The sequence below is a fragment of the Alteromonas sp. McT4-15 genome, assembly GCF_020515205.1.
In the GTDB taxonomy this organism is placed as follows: Bacteria; Pseudomonadota; Gammaproteobacteria; order Enterobacterales; family Alteromonadaceae; genus Alteromonas.
Genome location: NZ_JAJALG010000015.1, coordinates 26,168 through 42,069, shown reverse-complemented (window position 1 = coordinate 42,069; position 15,902 = coordinate 26,168). Strand labels below are relative to the sequence as shown.

The following is a 15,902-nucleotide window of genomic DNA, read 5'->3' as shown; positions in this document are numbered from 1 at the left end:
GTACAATGGTTAAAGCCGTGTTGCATCATATTGTTGGCACTATTTCAGTCATATTCTATTTTCTAAATACTGTAATTTGGGCTACGCCCATTTTGTTATTGTCAGTGTTTAAGCTAATACCTATTCCCCAATGGCGTCGCTTCATTTCTTATTTACTCGACGCCTGCGCGACAGCGTGGATTGGGGTTAACAACATGAATCAACGTATCAGCGGTGGCACAACATGGCACGTTAACGGCCTAGAGAAACTCACTCGAGACGACTGGTACCTCGTGTTAGCTAATCATCAATCTTGGGTTGATATACTGGTTCTTCAACGGGTTTTTAACCGCAAAATTCCGTTTTTGAAGTTTTTCCTCAAAAAAGAACTCATTTACGTTCCTATTCTTGGTCTAGCGTGGTGGGCACTCGACTTCCCATTCATGCGTCGCTATTCAAAATCATTTTTGGCCAAAAACCCTCACCTAAAAGGTAAGGATATGGAAACTACCCGCAAGGCTTGCGAAAAGTTTCGCTCTAAGCCTGTGAGTATTATGAACTTTGTAGAAGGCACGCGATTCACAAAAGCCAAACACGACAAGCAGGCGTCACCTTTTAACCACCTGCTAAAGCCCAAAGCAGGCGGTATTGCGTTTGTGCTTTCAGCCATGGGGAATCATCTTCACAAACTCATTGATGTCACTATTGATTATCCTCAGGGCGTACCTTCCTTTTGGGACTTTGTCAGTGGTAAAGTGCGCGATATTCGTGTGAATATTGACGTTATGCCAATAAAAGACATTATGGAAAATGGCATTTTTAGCGATAAATACTTTGAAGATCCGCAAGTTCGAGCACGATTCCAATCGTGGTTAAACGAGCGTTGGCAGGCAAAAGATAATTTATTGGAATCACTTAACGCAACTCAGAAACCATTATGATCCGTGCAGTACTAGCTCCTTTTATTTTTGTTATTCACACCACACTACAAATTTTGAATCTCGCGTTGTGGGGTGGCCTCATTATTTTGCTTGGCCTTGTTAAATTGCTATTGCCTAACGGGACGGTCAAAGCGCTTTGGAATAAGGTTATGCACGCGCTGATGTTCAGCTTTGGGCGCGTAAGTGTGTTGCTTATTCGGTTGTTTAATAACGTGAATATCGAATGCTCAGTACACGGCGAATTAGCCAAAGACCGTTGGTATCTTATTATTGCCAATCATTTGAGCTATCTGGATATAATTCTGCTCATTGAATTTGCTACACATCGTATTCCTGCCCCCAAATTCTTCTTGAAAAAAGAGCTGATCTGGCTACCGTTTGTTGGTTTAGGGGCCTGGGCACTTGATATGCCTTTTATGCACAGATACACGCGCGCATATCTGGAAAAGCACCCTGAAAAGAAAGGCAAAGATTTAGAAACCACAAAGGCATATTGCGAAAAATTCAGAACTGTACCTACGACAGTTATCAACTTTGTTGAAGGAACACGCTTTACTACAGATAAGCATGTCGCAAAACAAAGTCCGTATGCCCATTTACTCCCGCCAAAAGCAGGCGGCGTGTCGTTTACACTAGCGGCTATGGGGGAATTGTTCACTAATGTATTGGATATTTCCCTTCTGTACCCCGAAAACAAGCGTCATCCAATGATGGCAATGTTAAGCGGGCAAATGACAAAAATCGTAATCGATGTAAATGTCACTCCTATACCGGAATTACAACAAGAGTCAGATCGTTCAGAGTCTGAGTTCCGTCTTTATTTCCAAGATTGGCTCAACAATTTGTGGAAAAACAAAGACAGCCGAATTAAGAAATTATTGGAGTCGTAAACGATGGAAGTGAGCAGCTCGATACGCGATACCTTTATTCATTTAATTAACGATGTTTTTCCGAGCCTCACAACTGAGGACCCGCTCTACAATGTACTCGCGCTGAGTGGCATTTTAATTATCTCGGCGTTTATTTACATAATTGCGCGTCTTCTCATTCGCCCTCAAATTGCCAATTGGGTCTATAAATCAAATAACCGCTGGGACAATGCACTTCAAGAGCATGGTTTCTTTAGACGCTTAATGCATCTTTTCCCAGCATTATTTATCTACATCGCCACTCCAGTGCTCATTGAAGATGTAGCCGTCATGCATGGCATGGTGATTAAAAGTGCACAGCTATATATGTTGTATAGTGGGCTGCTAGCTCTGTATGCGCTATTAAGTACTGTCGAGGATGTTTATAACGCCTCAGCCCTATCTAGAAGAGCTCCAATAACGGGCTTTATTCAAGTCACTAAGCTGGCGTTTGCGATTGTGGCTATTTTACTGAGTATTTCACTGATAGTAGACAGGAGCCCGTTACTCATTGTATCGGGGTTAACCGCACTTGCTGCAGTACTTCTACTTATTTTTAGAGATACTATCTTAGGTTTTGTCGCGGGTATCCAAATTGCCGCCAATCGCATGTTTAACACCGGTGACTGGATTGCCATGCCTAAGTACGAGGTAGATGGCGAGATTTTAGAAATTGGTCTCACCAATGTAAAAGTCCAAAATTGGGACAACACAATATCTACCCTGCCGACATACAGCTTAACGACAGAAGCAGTTAAGAACTGGCGCGGTATGCAAGAGTCTGGTGGACGTCGAATAAAGCGGGCTATTTACATTGATGTACATTCTATCAAGCTTTGTGATAACGACATGCTGGCGCGTTTTTCAAGTATTCGTTATATCAATGAGTATATAGAGAAGAAGAAAAACGAGTTACGCGCTTATCATCGCGATTATTCCATTGATGAGTCTGACCTACTCAACAGCCGACGACTTACCAATATTGGTACATTTAGGGCGTATCTTGAAGCGTATTTACGCAAACACCCCAGCATTAATCAAGAAATGACATTAATGGTTCGCCAACTGCCGCCTAACGAATTAGGCCTTCCACTGGAAATCTATTGCTTTAGTGCTGAGAAAGCATGGGTAAAATACGAAAAGGTTCAGGCTGATATTTTTGATCACGTTATGGCAATGCTTGCGCCATTCGACTTACGCGCTTACCAAAGAGACGGCCATTTGTCGTTATTGGCTCAGCGAGAATCGGCGGTGCTCTCACCTAAGTCAGAATCGCTACCTAAGTCAGAATCACCATCTAAGACAGAATCACTACCTAAAATAGAATCACAGCCCCATCAGCAAGCTGACTAAGCCTTCAGCAAGGCACAAAAAAACCGGCTTAGTGTAGCCGGTTTTTTTATTTAACTCTGAAAAGTACTACTATGCAATTGCATATGCCATTAATAAGCAAAGCACTAGGCCTGTAACACCAAAGAAGCCATACTCGATTTTTTCTTGCATGCCTTCAGCACCAGCTTTCGCTGTCATAAAGCCCATAACGATGCTGCTTAGCCCAAGCGTAAAGGCAATTAGCGCAACACCAAACATAATTGCATTAATCCAATCAGCCATTGTGGTAACCCCTTAAAATAATTGGCGGTATTATGCACCAATTAAAATGTTTTGAACATGCTTAACCTCGGTTTAATTACCTACAATAAGATGACTTTCGCTAACCTTTGATCTTGGTCAAAATTACTACTTTATAGATCATTTCACTAAAAAATTAATTAATGCTTGTCTTGCTCGCAACTCAAAAATAGATAAAACATTGTATTTTATACAAAAATCTTTTTGGCAAGGGCATTGCAATACCTTTCCCAACTATTGAAACAATTACGTATAACCATGCACGCATGCGAGCTAACTACACGTGTATGCCAATTGCTTCGTCACTATTGATTAAGGAAATAACAATGTCGAAAAAACTATTACTTTCAGCTGCAGTAGCAAGTGCTTTATTTGGCGGCCAAGCATTGGCACATAATACAAGCTTCCAAAACAATAGTTGTGATATCGAATTAGATGGACACATTCAGTATTACCAAGGCGATCTTACCGTCAAGATGGATAACGGTTCAGTCATGACTATCGACAAATTTCACAACCTAACGGTAAATGGCCGTGATGTTGCGCTTAATAGCGACCAACAAAAATGGGTTGCCGAGTACTATGACAACATCGATATGGCCATTCCAATGACCTTAACGATTGCAAGTGAAGGTTTGGAAATTGCGAATGTTGCTGTGACAGAAGTGTTTTCTGAACTGCTTGGTGGCGATAACGAACTTGATGATGATTTTCAAATCTTGTTCACTAATTTGGAAACAAAGCTTTCAGACTCGTTTTATGATGATGCTGGTAACATCCGTGTAGACTCAACAAAATTTGACGAGCCAGGCTGGTTTGACGAAAGTTGGGAGCAAGAATTTGAAGCAGAACTTGAATCACTTATTAGCGAATCAATGGGCAGAATTTTGATTGCACTTGGTACGCAAATGCTATGGGAAGGTGGTGATATGGATGAGTTTGAACAAAGAATGGAGGCGTGGGGCGAAGACCTTGAGTTCAGACTGGAGTCTCAAGCTGCAGCGTTGGAAGAAAAAGGCAACGCACTGTGCAAAGTGCTTAAAAAAGCAGACTATGCAGAAAGCCAAATGCAGGCATCTATCTCAGGGCTAGACGATCTCAACTTACTTGATCTAGATAGCCATGGCGAAATGAAGATGTAATTGCCTGAAAACCCAAAAAAGAATACTGCGCCGAGCTTAGAGCTCGGCGTTTTGGTATAAAATAGCGATTCCTGTCACGCTGGTTAAGTGTTTCTTCTTCATCGCCCTTGCCTGTTTTAACATCCTAAGTAATCATCTTAGTTTCATACACACTTCAATAAAGAAAACACCATGCAGCAAAAACTCGTAATTAGTGGATATGGCTGGCTCGCAGGTTATCTTGGTGACGCGCTTAAACAGCATATGCCTATTGTAGGGACAACAAGAAGCAGTGAAAAACGCACTGCGCTTTCTCAACAAGGAATAAATGCTGTTCAGTTTGCGTTAGGCGATGATACAGCCGAACTTTGTACTCACTTATCAAATGCCACGTTCGTCATTAATATTCCCCCAGGAAGACGCAACACTGACTTAGATGCCTTTACTGAGAAGATGTATGCACTTATCGACGATGCCATCGCATCAAACGTTGCACATATCGTTTTTATCAGTACAACATCCGTTTATGGTGACAGCACTGATAACACACTAGACGAGACTGCCCCACTATCCCCTGAGACGGCATCGGCGAAAGCACATGTGGCTATAGAGCAATATTTGTCAGAGCAAGTAGGTTTACTAAGCAGCAGGACTAAGCTCACTTGTGTTCGTCTTGCGGGTCTTGTAGGGCCAGACCGTCACCCTGCAAAATCACTCAGTGGACGTACAGTGAGTATGGGCAACAAACGCGTTAACTTAGTACATGTTACCGATGTAGTCGCCGCTCTCACCAAAATTATAACATTGCCATCAGATAAAAGGCTTTATCATTTGTGTAGCGCTAATCACCCTAAACGTGGTGAGTATTACACCAGAGCAGCTACAGCATTCGCTATCCCGGAACCTGTCTTTAGCGACACTAACTCTCCCGCTTGCGGCAAAGTAATAGATGCTTCAGCTAGCTGGGCGTCGCTGGGTATTACGCCTTCATTTAATGACCCGTATACAATGTTCTGAAGAAAACGCCCTCTCAAATGCAATAAAAAAGACGACTCACTGAGTCGCCTTTTTTTCAATTGTATGTCAGGTGCTACAACATTAGCCAAAGAAGCTAAAGGAGAAGTACTTCACTGCTACCGTGTTAACGAAGATAACCAGGAGAATAAGTGGAATAAATGTTTTCAAAGAGATATCCACGTACTTTTCGAACCAGCTACCTTTGAAGCCGTTGCTTCCTTCTTCCAACGACTTGTTGAAATTAGCACTCTTCCAGCGATGAATAACGAAAATACAAATGAGTAAGCCGTTAAGTGGCAAAATCGTTTCGTAGAACACATCGAAGATCACATCAAAAAGGGATTTGTCTACGCCCGCGTAGTGCATAAAGGTAGTCAAAAACTCAACCTTGCCAAAAGACAATGCACTGAGGATCGCTAGTACTATCATGATGCTTCCCAGTGAAGCCAATGCCCACTTTCGGCTTACCCCTTTCTCGTCCATCAGTGCAGCTACCGGGACTTCAAAAATTGAAACTAACGAGGTAATTGCCGCGAAGAACACTAACAAGAAGAACAAGCTGGCAACCACCGACGCACCTGTATAACCAATTGACTCTTGTAAGGCCAAGAAGATACTAGGCAAGTACGTAAATATCATGCCCACTGATGACTCACTCAATTCATCAGGGTTAATTTCTGGATTAAATGAAAAGATAGCAGGCAAAATCATTAAGCCAGCGGTAAACGCTACAGCAGTATCGGTTAACGCGACAAGTTTTGCAGAGTTTGGTACATCAGCTCGCTTGTCAATGTAACTACCGTAGGTGATCAAAATCCCCATACCCAGCGATAACGAGAAAAAGGCCTGAGATAAGGCACCGTTAATCACTGAAGCAGTAAGCTTTGAGAAGTCTGGAATAATATAAAACTCTACACCCGCCATGGCATTGTCACGAGTCAATACAAATACCACAAGACCCAGAAGCATGACAAAAAGCGCAGGCATCAGTAGCTTTGCAGCCTTTTCAATACCCTCTTTTACGCCACCTTGAAGAATAAGGTATACCACCCCTACCACAACGGCCATGTAAGCGAATATCGACGGTGAATTAATAAATAACCCAAAGGTGTCTGGGTTTGCCAATTTATCTAAGTTTCCGCTTACCGCTTCAAATAAATAACCGAAAATCCATACCGTGATAACCATATAAAACACGGCGATCATGAATGGCGTAGCAATGGCTAACCAGCCGGCGAGCTTCCATTTTGGGCTGTTGTTACTAATTGCACTATAAGCACCTAATGGGTCTTTCTTGGCATGACGGCCCACTGACATTTCAGCCAACATGACCGGCAAACAAATGGCAAACACGAAAATAGCGTACATTAATAAAAATGCACCACCGCCGTTTTTGGCAGCGCCAACGGGGAATCCAACCAAATTACCAATGCCCACTGCAGAACCTGCAGCAGCTAAAATAAACCCTATGCGCGATCCGAACTGTTCTCTGGCCCCGCTCATATCCCTTCCTCTTGTTGAGTTATTGTTATTTATTATCGGGATGGCGTTATATGTGGTGACTCACTTGTGGCGTCAACGCGTTGTATTGCAACCGGTTAAGGCGTATCAATACGCTGCACCATTCCCAAAAACAGCATGGTAACAGCAGTGAAATAAAAAGTCTTGATGTTGAATACACAGAAATCTGGTCTGACCGTATCACCAGGTTACCACTTGACCATCCCAGTCAATGAAATGACAGGTTTGCTCACGATTAAGTGACGACAAATGCGAAAGAAGTTGCTTGGCTGTGAAGTCAGGTGTGAACAACTTTTTCGCCGCCACATTTTTTTGAAAAGGCTTAGAAAGCGACGTATCGACTGTGCCTGGGTGATAGCAAACGAGAAGCGCATGTTTAAGCCTGCGTTGATATTCAACTGACGCCGTTTTAACAAACATATTAAGCGCCGCCTTTGAGGCGCGATAACCATACCAGCCTCCCAACCCGTTATCGGAAATACTTCCCACCCGCGCACTTAAACATACTAAGGTTGCATCGTTTTTATCCATAACGTTGACCAAGTGCTTTATCCATAGCGAAGGAATGATGGTATTTACCGCGAAGTATGTTTCAAGTGCGTCTTCACGCACATCTTCTAAGCGTTTTTCAGGGTGTATGTTTTTATTCTCATCGTGAAGAAAACCAGTGGTTATTATCACCGTATTTAACACGACATCGTCTTCTCTAAGCTGTTCAATAAACGATGCAATATGTTTATCGTCTTGTTCGGCTAATTGAACATACATTATGTTTGAAGCACTACTATCGGTAGAGACACTGCCACGAGTCACCGCAATTACATCGTCACCTCGCGAAGCACATTGATGAATAAGTGCCGATGCAATTCCACCAGAAGCACCGACTATAAGTGTTTTAGTTGTCATTACTTTCTCCGGGTACACAGCGTTCGCAGGTTCGTTTTTTACCTGTTAGCCAGTATGAAATCGTATAGCGATGTTTTGCGAAAATGTTGTATACGGCGTCTGCGATAATGCGTATACCAGGCCAGCGAAGCGGAGCATATAGCCAGCCCATTCCCACCGCTTTCCAAGCCAGATGAGTGACATCTAGGCCTGTTATTACAATACCGTCGTCGGTCATCCCGTGTATGCGCGCATTTAGTGCTTGCCAATCAAGCGAAGGGTAACGAGAAGCGAAATCAGGAGCCTGAATGTCAACCAGTGTAAGCCGATTATGCTTATCTCGCTTTTTCAGATGCCTCATTTCTGCCATACATAATGGGCAATAGCTATCGTAGAAAATAATCACGAAACCACCTTTGAATTATTTACACTTAGCGCTCTTACAAAATACGTTGTTGAGCTATTGTTATTCACGTTTTACTTAGTTGGCCTGATGACCATGCTACTTGGGATACCGATTCCCCTGCATGTAAACTCGCAGGGTTGATTTTTTATAATTAATTATTCGTTTATACGCTAAAAAAACAGGCTTGGATGACTTGAGTTGTAAGGCTCTCGCACCCACACTAGTGCAAGTTGATTTTTATTGAGGTTTTATTATGGCTAACAAGCAAGTTGCAACGCTCGCAGGCGGCTGCTTTTGGTGTATTGAGTCGGCTTTCAACACAGTAGAAGGTGTTGATAATGCAATATCTGGGTACGCTGGCGGAGAAAAAGCAGATCCAACCTATGAAGAAGTCTGCAAAGGTGATACCGGCCATGCAGAAGTGGTACAAATAAATTTTGATGCCGATATTATTTCGTACCGCGAAATACTGGAAATCTTCTTCGCATTACATAACCCTACACAGCTAAATCGACAGGGTAACGATGTGGGTACACAGTATCGCAGTGCTATCTTTTACCACGATGAAGCGCAAAAAGCAGAAGCTGAAAAAATTGTTGCAGAAATTACTGAAGATGCCATTTGGCCAGATCCGGTAGTCACAGAAATTGTCGCAATCAATAATTATTACCCTGCTGAGGAATACCACCAGAGCTATTTTAAAAACAATCCTCAGAACCAATATTGCTCAATGGTTGTTGCGCCTAAATTAGCAAAATTTAAGAAGACATTTGCATCTCGTTTAAGAAGCGACGCTTAATCACATTACTCAACGCAAGTGCACGCTTAAAGCTGTTCTTCACAAATTAAAAAAGGGTTGTACTAACAACCCTTTTTTACCCGACTAATAGGTAAAAACTACTCAAACCAACTTGCTTTTAATGTAAGCGGGAATAACAAAGGTGCAAGATCTTCGTACCGAGGGGTATCGGCTTCGCAGGTAGCGTTTTTCATGTAGTTTTTTTCCCATGGATCGTTAATTATCCATAGCGTTGAATCAACCACAACAAGCCCCTCCATTGACGCATTATCCATGAGATACTCACCACACGCTTCGCCGCCGTTAACTTTAAACGTTATGGGGATCCGCTTTGTGGCTTTTTGTTTTGTACTGTCAATTACCCAAAGTTCATTATCATTGCGTGCAGCCGCGAGCAAAAATACGTCACCGCTTTGTGTGATGTGAAGCGCAAGTCCGTTAATAGGATGATTTCCCGAAGTAAAAACGGGAAGACGTAATTGAGGATCTGACACACTGGCAAAATCGCTAGATGACCAAAAATCATCGCCAATATTAAGTGTAAAGATTCTAGGTTGACCCGCTTTATCTTTTTCTAGGCCAATATAAAGCGTACCGTCACTATCCATGGTTAACCCCTCAATGCCATCATTGGGGAAGTTACCTACCTCAAAATCAATAGGAAACTGAAGCGGGCGTACATCGCTCATTTCAACGCTGCCGTTGTCTTTTTGCGTTAGTTTAACCAAAAGTGTTGGATAATCTGTTGAGCCAGTAGCCTCGTACTTAGATTCACAGCGCGGGCTTAAAGCACCTGTGCGAGTAGCGTCTTCTGTTACGGTATAAATAATCTTGGGGTCGCGAGGATCTACGGCTAACGCTTCTAAATCGGGTTGTGAGCTTAAGTACGTGTAGAAGCAACTGCGTCTGACTGCATTAGAAAATGAAAATGTGGCACTTGAATGCGTAAGCGTAGCGCTGGCAGGGTCAATCGTATGTAACTTCAACTGCTGTGTAACATCAGCACTGGCATCAGCAATCGTGATAAGTTGCCCGCCTACTTCCACTAAACCGGATGTTTGAGGATCAAACATGACCTTTCCACTACTGTCTTTGATCCATTGACCCACTGAGACCTCAGTAAGATCGGTCTTTTGGGGAGCAATAACAACGTCCTTAGGCTCACTGCAGGCAGAGATTGCCAACACCACACAAGCAGTAAACATCGAGTTTCTTAACATGCTAAAAGATTCCTTTTTGAAACATTCTGCTTCTAAATTGTAAGGGAGTATATCCAGCATACCGTTTATAGACAAAAAAGAGTAAGGTAAAGGTTTGTAAATGTGTACTTAGAGGGTTTAGTCATTTCTACGCAGCAACTTCCACTTGTCATTGCAGGGCCTATTGTACGAAAAGTAACAGAAAACTCATGCTACATATGGGTGTGTACTTCTATCGCGGACGCACCAAAATTGTCCTTAACCCACGATAAAACGACAATTAACGGGCAAGCACAAGTCGAAAGTATTCAAGTTGGTAAGCACGCGTATATTCATTTGCTGCATTTTAAAAGCAACACCCACTTTGAGGATCGTAAGCGTATAGGCTATGCCTTACAATTTAACGATTCATCAGAGCAGACTCGATGGGACAACGAACAAGAAGCATTACTTTACAGCAATCAAACTTTGCTGAGCTTTCATTACACGCAAACTCCCCAAACCATTCTTCATGGCTCGTGTAGAAAACCGCATTTTCACGGTGATGACGCCCTTACTCAAGTCGATGTATTGCACGAAACGGCATTTTCAAAGCAAACTCTCTGCCCAGATTTATTGCTAATGACTGGCGATCAAATATATGCAGATGATGTTGCCGGTCCCATGCTTAAAGCGATTCACCACACTATTGAACAACTTGGTCTTTTTCATGAGTCTCTTGAGGGAGCGGTGGTAAGCAACACAGATGAACTCGCAACGCATCCACACGGATTCTATGAACGCGAACAGCTTCTTCCGCAGATTGCCACCAATACCGCGCTGTCGTCACTATTTTTCGGAGCCAAGAAAAAGCCTGTTTTCACCTCGGTTAATGCGCAAAACCACCTTATTGGTAGTGCTGAAATTATCGCAATGTACTTGCTGGTCTGGTCTGATGCACTTTGGCCAAGTATCACTATAGATTCGGAACATGTAGGCGAAAAATATAGCGCCTCATTCGATAAAGAAAAGCATGCCATTGAAGGGTTCGTCAACGCTTTACCTAAAGTAAGGCGTGCGCTGGCCCATATCCCTACCTATATGATTTTTGATGATCATGATGTCACCGACGACTGGAACCTAACGCGGGGCTGGGAACAAGAGGTTTATGGAAACCCACTTTCTAAGCGAATGATTGGTAACGCATTAATTGGCTATTTGCTATGCCAGGGTTGGGGTAATGCACCAGAAAAAGTATCGCCGCTAATTAAAAGCGCTATGGAGAAAATGCGAGGTAACGGCATTGAAAAGCACGATGATTTCATTGACGAGTTACTCGAATTCGACGAATGGCACTATCGGTTAGATACCACCCCGCCGATAGAAGTTTTAGATACAAGAACACAACGCTGGCGGTCAGAGTCTAATATGAATAAGCCTTCTGGACTTATGGACTGGGAAGCCCTCTGTGACTTTCAACACTCTATCATAGGTAAAGAAGCCGTAATTGTCGTATCAGCAGCTCCCATTTATGGCGTAAAAGTCATAGAGGCGATTCAAAAAGTATTCACTTTTTTTGGCAAAGCGCTAACGGTAGATGCCGAGAACTGGATGGCACACAAAGGTACGGCCAATGTCATGCTCAACATTTTTAGGCACTATAAAACTCCACCTGAATTCATCATATTGTCAGGTGACGTGCATTACTCGTTTGTTTACGATGTTCGCCTGCGCTTTAGACGTAATAGCCCGCACATCACTCAATTTACCTGTAGTGGCTTAAAGAACGCTTTCCCTGATGGGTTAATAAAATGGTTAGATCGCTTGAATCGCATTTTATATCGCACTAAATCTCCGTTGAACCTTTTCACCAAACGACGAAATATGTCAGTTAAGCCTCGTCACCCCAGTATGGGATACGGGGAACTTTTTAACGGTTCTGCACTTGGTGTATTAAAAATTTCACACAAAAGCACACAAGTAGAATGCAAGGCTTTGTTGTCCAACGGTAAAGAGGTAGAATTCCCGCCAATTGAAAATGATTAGTTCAAAAGAGGTATCTAATGAGTGATAGCGCCCTGTCCATCGGATTGTTTTACGGTTCAACAACCTGTTACACAGAAATGGCGGCGGAAAAGATCCAAGCGCAGCTCAATAGTCTCTTTGATGATGATATTGTGGTGCTACACAATATCAAAGACGTTAGCTTGTCACGCGTAGCAGAATACGACATTGTCATTTTTGGCATTTCTACTTGGGATTTCGGGGAACTTCAGGAAGACTGGGAATCTCATTGGGACGAAGCGCATCAGCTTGATTTGCAAGGTAAAACCGTTGCCTTGTTTGGTCTTGGCGATCAACTTGGCTACGGTGAGTGGTTTCAAGACGCACTCGGCATGCTACACGACGCCATAGCTCCATCAGGATGTAAAATCATCGGTTTCTGGCCTAATGAAGGCTATGAGTTTACTGCTTCTAAAGCCCTTACCGATGATAAATCACAATTTGTTGGGTTATCGCTTGATGACGAAAACCAATACGATAAAAGTGAAGCGCGTATAGAAGCATGGTGTGAGCAATTACTCGGCGAGATGGCGTAACACGCCACAGGTATCACCTGCATTGTGAACATGGAATCTAAAGGTCGAATCCATCAACAATTCTATCGCAATGGTCCAAGCCATCGCGATGGTGCTGATGTCTCGTTTCAGGACATAAGAAAGCTTTTTAACTTTGCAACGATCACAGTGGGTCGCTGGGTTACCGCAGAAGAGCAACAGATCGCGGCGAATTTGTTTTTTGACGCATTGTACGATCTCGTGGCGATCTTGAATGTTAACGAACAAGTGCTATCGCTTAATGGCTCATTATCTTTGGCATTTGGTAGCGGTGGTCAAAAGCATTCAAGTGCACATTACAACAGCACCAAACGACAACTTGCACTTGCGAAAAATGCAGGCGCTGGCGCTCTTGCCCATGAATGGTTTCACGCGTTTGACCACTATATTGCACCGCGTATGTTTGATGGCGTTGCGCCTGGGTCGTTTGCCACACAAGCATGGCTAGATAATGCCCCCATGCACTCACATCCATTAAATCAAAAATTGAGCAATTGCTTCTCGTTGTTGTTCCTAAATGATCAAAAGAGGCCCAATGAGTACTTTGTGCGATCCGTAGAGGCTGATCGCGCGTTAAAAATGTATTATTATGCTATGCCTCAGGAGATGGCTGCCCGTGCGTTTGAAGCGTGTATTCAGGATCACGAAATCAAAAACGCGTTTTTAGTGCAAGGCACAAAAAAATCAACGGAAGCTAGACTTGGCATTTATCCTCATGGTAACTTGCGTACATCACTCAATCAGGCATTGATGTTGTATTTTTACCAATTAGGTGTCGCCATTTCACATAAACAGACCTAGTTTGTTGTTTTTTTACTGTGAAACTGAGTATTTTTCCAGCAACAAGTGTTAATGAGCACACTGTTTTTATACAAAAGTCTGTATATTTTTGTAACAAGCAGTATACTAAAGCGCTCGAACGTAACAGAAGAAAGAAGACGAGATGAAAAGAAAGAAGCATACCTCGGCTGAAGACGAGGCTCAGATTGATATGACCCCCATGTTGGACATCGTGTTCATCATGTTGATTTTCTTCATCGTAACGACGTCGTTCGTGAAAGAGAAAGGTTTAGATGTAAACCGTCCGGAAGATAATCAAGCGAAAAATGACAAGCCTTCAAAAGCGCTTTCTATTCGTATTGATGCTGATGGCACTATCATGATGGGTGGTCGTGAAGTTGATATTCGTCGTGTTGTAGCAAACACGCAAACATACCTTGCAGAGAACAACACTGATTCAGCTGCTATCCAGGCTCACGAAGACAGCGAGCACGGTACAGTAGTAGAAGTAATGAACCAGGTTAAAATTGCAGGTATCGAGAAAGTATCTGTATTGGTTAAAAAGAGCTAAAACGCTTTTATAATCAATAAAAAGCCGCCTTCGGGCGGCTTTTTTCGTATATGGGCTTATACCAAAGTATCTCTTGTGCTATCGAATGAATTTTGTTCAGATCGTAGTATTCGGTGAGTCTGGAAATCCATGTTGAAAATCGGTTCCAGGCTGTTTAGTCACTGGAGCCAATAAATGAGAATAAAACTAGCCAATAATCAGGCCGCTGCTGTACAGCTGGCCATCGCAACTGCACTATTCACTCAGTGCGTCGACGCTTCGCCTATCGAACTCAGTGACGCATTCAAATACAACGCCCTCATTTTTAATGATTTCGAAGGTGAGCGATCTGATGTCGAAGGAAAGCTAGCGGTAGGTGGTGACCTCACGGTCGAGCACTTCGATGTGGGTTTGCTATTAACGCCGGATCTGTCTTCCAGTTCGCTTTATGTAGGGGGCGATCTCACATACACCCACGGTCAAGTTCACGGTGGTCAAGTAACTGTATCAGGCATGATTACTGCTGAAAATGTGTCTTTTGATGGTGCACTAAATAGTGGCGGATCAACATCTGTTACTTACGGTAACATCGAGTCAGGCGGTATTTTTAGTAAAGGAGATGCATCGTTAAACAGTGCAGGTATTAATCAAGGCGATATCCATGCCGAAGGTTCTGTTAGCATTACTTATGCTGGACTTGGCGATGGTGAAGTTATTTACGGCAATGACGTCTCAGTGGTCAGTGGCAACGCTGGGCGTGGCGCAACGAAAGATTCGGCAAATCGCGTAACCGTCGACAATATTGACTTTCAGTCGTTGCAAGATGAAGTAACCGCTCAGTCGAACGCGTTTGCAAATATGAACGTGAATGGCACAACAACACTTAAATGCGGTGCTGATGCGTGTTCTGACAGTGCTACTGACACCATTGATACGATCGTTTTTTCTGGTACCGACGATGTTAACGTGTATTCAATTGATACGGATTGGTTTAGCGCAGGTGATAAAGGCATCGTTTTTGATTTCTCAACCACAAGCTACAACATTATTAATGTGTACGGCAAAGAAGTAGAACTGTTCAATACTGGTTTCTTCAATACTGCATTCACTACAGAAAACGAGTATTTTCGTGAGAATGGTCAGTATCGAGACAATGACAATAACATTGACCAACGTCACGATGGCCTATACACCAACAACATTCTCTTTAACTTTGTAGATGCTGACAGCTTAGCCTTACACTCGGTTGGTGTTAAAGGTAGTGTATTGGCCCCCTATGCTGAATTGAGCTTTTACAACGGCCATGTAGACGGTAACGTTATTGCAAGTAGCTTGGTTACGCCAGAGGTGACCTTGTACAACGACAAAGGCGAACCTTACCTTGCGCCAACAGGCCAAATCAATAACTATCGCTTTGGTGCAATTAACGTCAGTGAGCCAGCGTCTATTGCGTTACTATTTGGTGCTGCGTGCTTTATGTATACGAGAAGAAAAAAGCAATAAGCGTAGAGCAAATTACTATAAAACGCGGAGTTGATTAAAGACAACTCCGCGTTTTTTGTTTGGA

Annotated in this window: 16 protein-coding genes; 11 read left to right on the top strand and 5 right to left on the bottom strand. The window is 43.0% G+C overall.

Translation table 11 applies throughout. The features are described from left to right. Positions 1-5 precede the first annotated feature (5 nt). Genes LHL20_RS12115 through LHL20_RS12105 form a run of 3 tightly spaced genes read left to right on the top strand, consistent with a single transcriptional unit; the run spans position 6 to position 3,181 of the window. A complete protein-coding gene (locus LHL20_RS12115; RefSeq protein ID WP_202262501.1) occupies positions 6-920 on the top strand; it encodes an acyltransferase in 915 nt (304 codons plus the stop codon). Continuing rightward, positions 917-1,810, top strand: coding sequence for an acyltransferase (locus LHL20_RS12110; RefSeq protein ID WP_226433482.1), 894 nt, complete (start codon positions 917-919; stop codon positions 1,808-1,810). Before LHL20_RS12115 ends, LHL20_RS12110 begins: the two co-directional genes overlap by 4 nt. Positions 1,811-1,813: 3 nt before the next feature. Beyond that, entirely contained in the window at positions 1,814-3,181 is a 1,368-nt protein-coding gene (locus LHL20_RS12105; protein ID WP_226433481.1) for a mechanosensitive ion channel family protein, read from the top strand. 69 nt (positions 3,182-3,250) lie between these two features. Here the strand turns inward: LHL20_RS12105 and LHL20_RS12100 are convergent, their stop codons facing one another. After that, on the bottom strand, positions 3,251-3,442 hold the full coding sequence (locus tag LHL20_RS12100) for a hypothetical protein (RefSeq protein WP_159627831.1): 192 nt from the start codon (positions 3,440-3,442) through the stop codon (positions 3,251-3,253). A gap of 344 nt (positions 3,443-3,786) precedes the next feature. Between LHL20_RS12100 and LHL20_RS12095 the strand changes: the two genes are divergently transcribed. Then, positions 3,787-4,602 (top strand): DUF2884 family protein, encoded by an 816-nt coding sequence (locus LHL20_RS12095; RefSeq protein WP_226433480.1) that lies wholly within the window; start codon positions 3,787-3,789, stop codon positions 4,600-4,602. Positions 4,603-4,773: 171 nt separating this feature from the next. After that, the gene (locus LHL20_RS12090; RefSeq protein ID WP_226433479.1) at positions 4,774-5,598 is read left to right on the top strand and encodes an NAD-dependent epimerase/dehydratase family protein; all 825 of its coding nucleotides are present in this window, start codon (positions 4,774-4,776) and stop codon (positions 5,596-5,598) included. Between the two features lie 81 nt (positions 5,599-5,679). On the opposite strand, the gene LHL20_RS12085 is transcribed toward LHL20_RS12090, so the two are convergent. From LHL20_RS12085 to LHL20_RS12075, 3 genes are all read right to left on the bottom strand, one after another. Then, positions 5,680-7,101, bottom strand: coding sequence for a sodium-dependent transporter (locus tag LHL20_RS12085; RefSeq protein ID WP_159627825.1), 1,422 nt, complete (start codon positions 7,099-7,101; stop codon positions 5,680-5,682). Positions 7,102-7,299: 198 nt separating this feature from the next. Next, a complete protein-coding gene (locus tag LHL20_RS12080) occupies positions 7,300-8,025 on the bottom strand; it encodes an SDR family NAD(P)-dependent oxidoreductase (RefSeq protein WP_226433478.1) in 726 nt (241 codons plus the stop codon). Next, entirely contained in the window at positions 8,015-8,410 is a 396-nt protein-coding gene (locus LHL20_RS12075) for a thiol-disulfide oxidoreductase DCC family protein (protein WP_226433477.1), read from the bottom strand. The genes LHL20_RS12080 and LHL20_RS12075 overlap by 11 nt, the downstream gene beginning before the upstream one ends. Before the next feature lie 253 nt (positions 8,411-8,663). Here LHL20_RS12075 and msrA point away from each other — a divergent pair, with 253 nt between their 5' ends. Continuing rightward, positions 8,664-9,209 carry a peptide-methionine (S)-S-oxide reductase MsrA gene (gene msrA / locus LHL20_RS12070; protein ID WP_226433476.1) on the top strand — a complete coding sequence of 182 codons (546 nt, stop codon included), beginning with the start codon at positions 8,664-8,666 and terminating at the stop codon, positions 9,207-9,209. 98 nt (positions 9,210-9,307) lie between these two features. On the opposite strand, the gene LHL20_RS12065 is transcribed toward msrA, so the two are convergent. Continuing rightward, positions 9,308-10,429, bottom strand: coding sequence for a hypothetical protein (locus tag LHL20_RS12065; RefSeq protein ID WP_226433475.1), 1,122 nt, complete (start codon positions 10,427-10,429; stop codon positions 9,308-9,310). Between the two features lie 102 nt (positions 10,430-10,531). On the opposite strand from LHL20_RS12065, the gene LHL20_RS12060 reads away from it, so the two are divergent. The 5 genes from LHL20_RS12060 to LHL20_RS12040 all read left to right on the top strand — a co-directional run bounded on the left by LHL20_RS12060 (position 10,532) and on the right by LHL20_RS12040 (position 15,838). Further along, the gene (locus LHL20_RS12060; protein ID WP_226433474.1) at positions 10,532-12,433 is read left to right on the top strand and encodes an alkaline phosphatase family protein; all 1,902 of its coding nucleotides are present in this window, start codon (positions 10,532-10,534) and stop codon (positions 12,431-12,433) included. A gap of 17 nt (positions 12,434-12,450) precedes the next feature. Continuing rightward, complete coding sequence (fldB, locus tag LHL20_RS12055) at positions 12,451-12,987, top strand: flavodoxin FldB (protein WP_202262510.1); 537 nt, start codon at positions 12,451-12,453, stop codon at positions 12,985-12,987. Positions 12,988-13,017: 30 nt separating this feature from the next. Beyond that, on the top strand, positions 13,018-13,806 hold the full coding sequence (locus LHL20_RS12050) for a CLCA_X family protein (RefSeq protein ID WP_159627813.1): 789 nt from the start codon (positions 13,018-13,020) through the stop codon (positions 13,804-13,806). A 142-nt stretch (positions 13,807-13,948) separates the two neighbouring features. Then, positions 13,949-14,356 (top strand): ExbD/TolR family protein, encoded by a 408-nt coding sequence (locus LHL20_RS12045; RefSeq protein ID WP_159627811.1) that lies wholly within the window; start codon positions 13,949-13,951, stop codon positions 14,354-14,356. Between the two features lie 174 nt (positions 14,357-14,530). Then, entirely contained in the window at positions 14,531-15,838 is a 1,308-nt protein-coding gene (locus LHL20_RS12040) for a choice-of-anchor A family protein (RefSeq protein ID WP_226433473.1), read from the top strand. Positions 15,839-15,902: the final 64 nt, after the last annotated feature.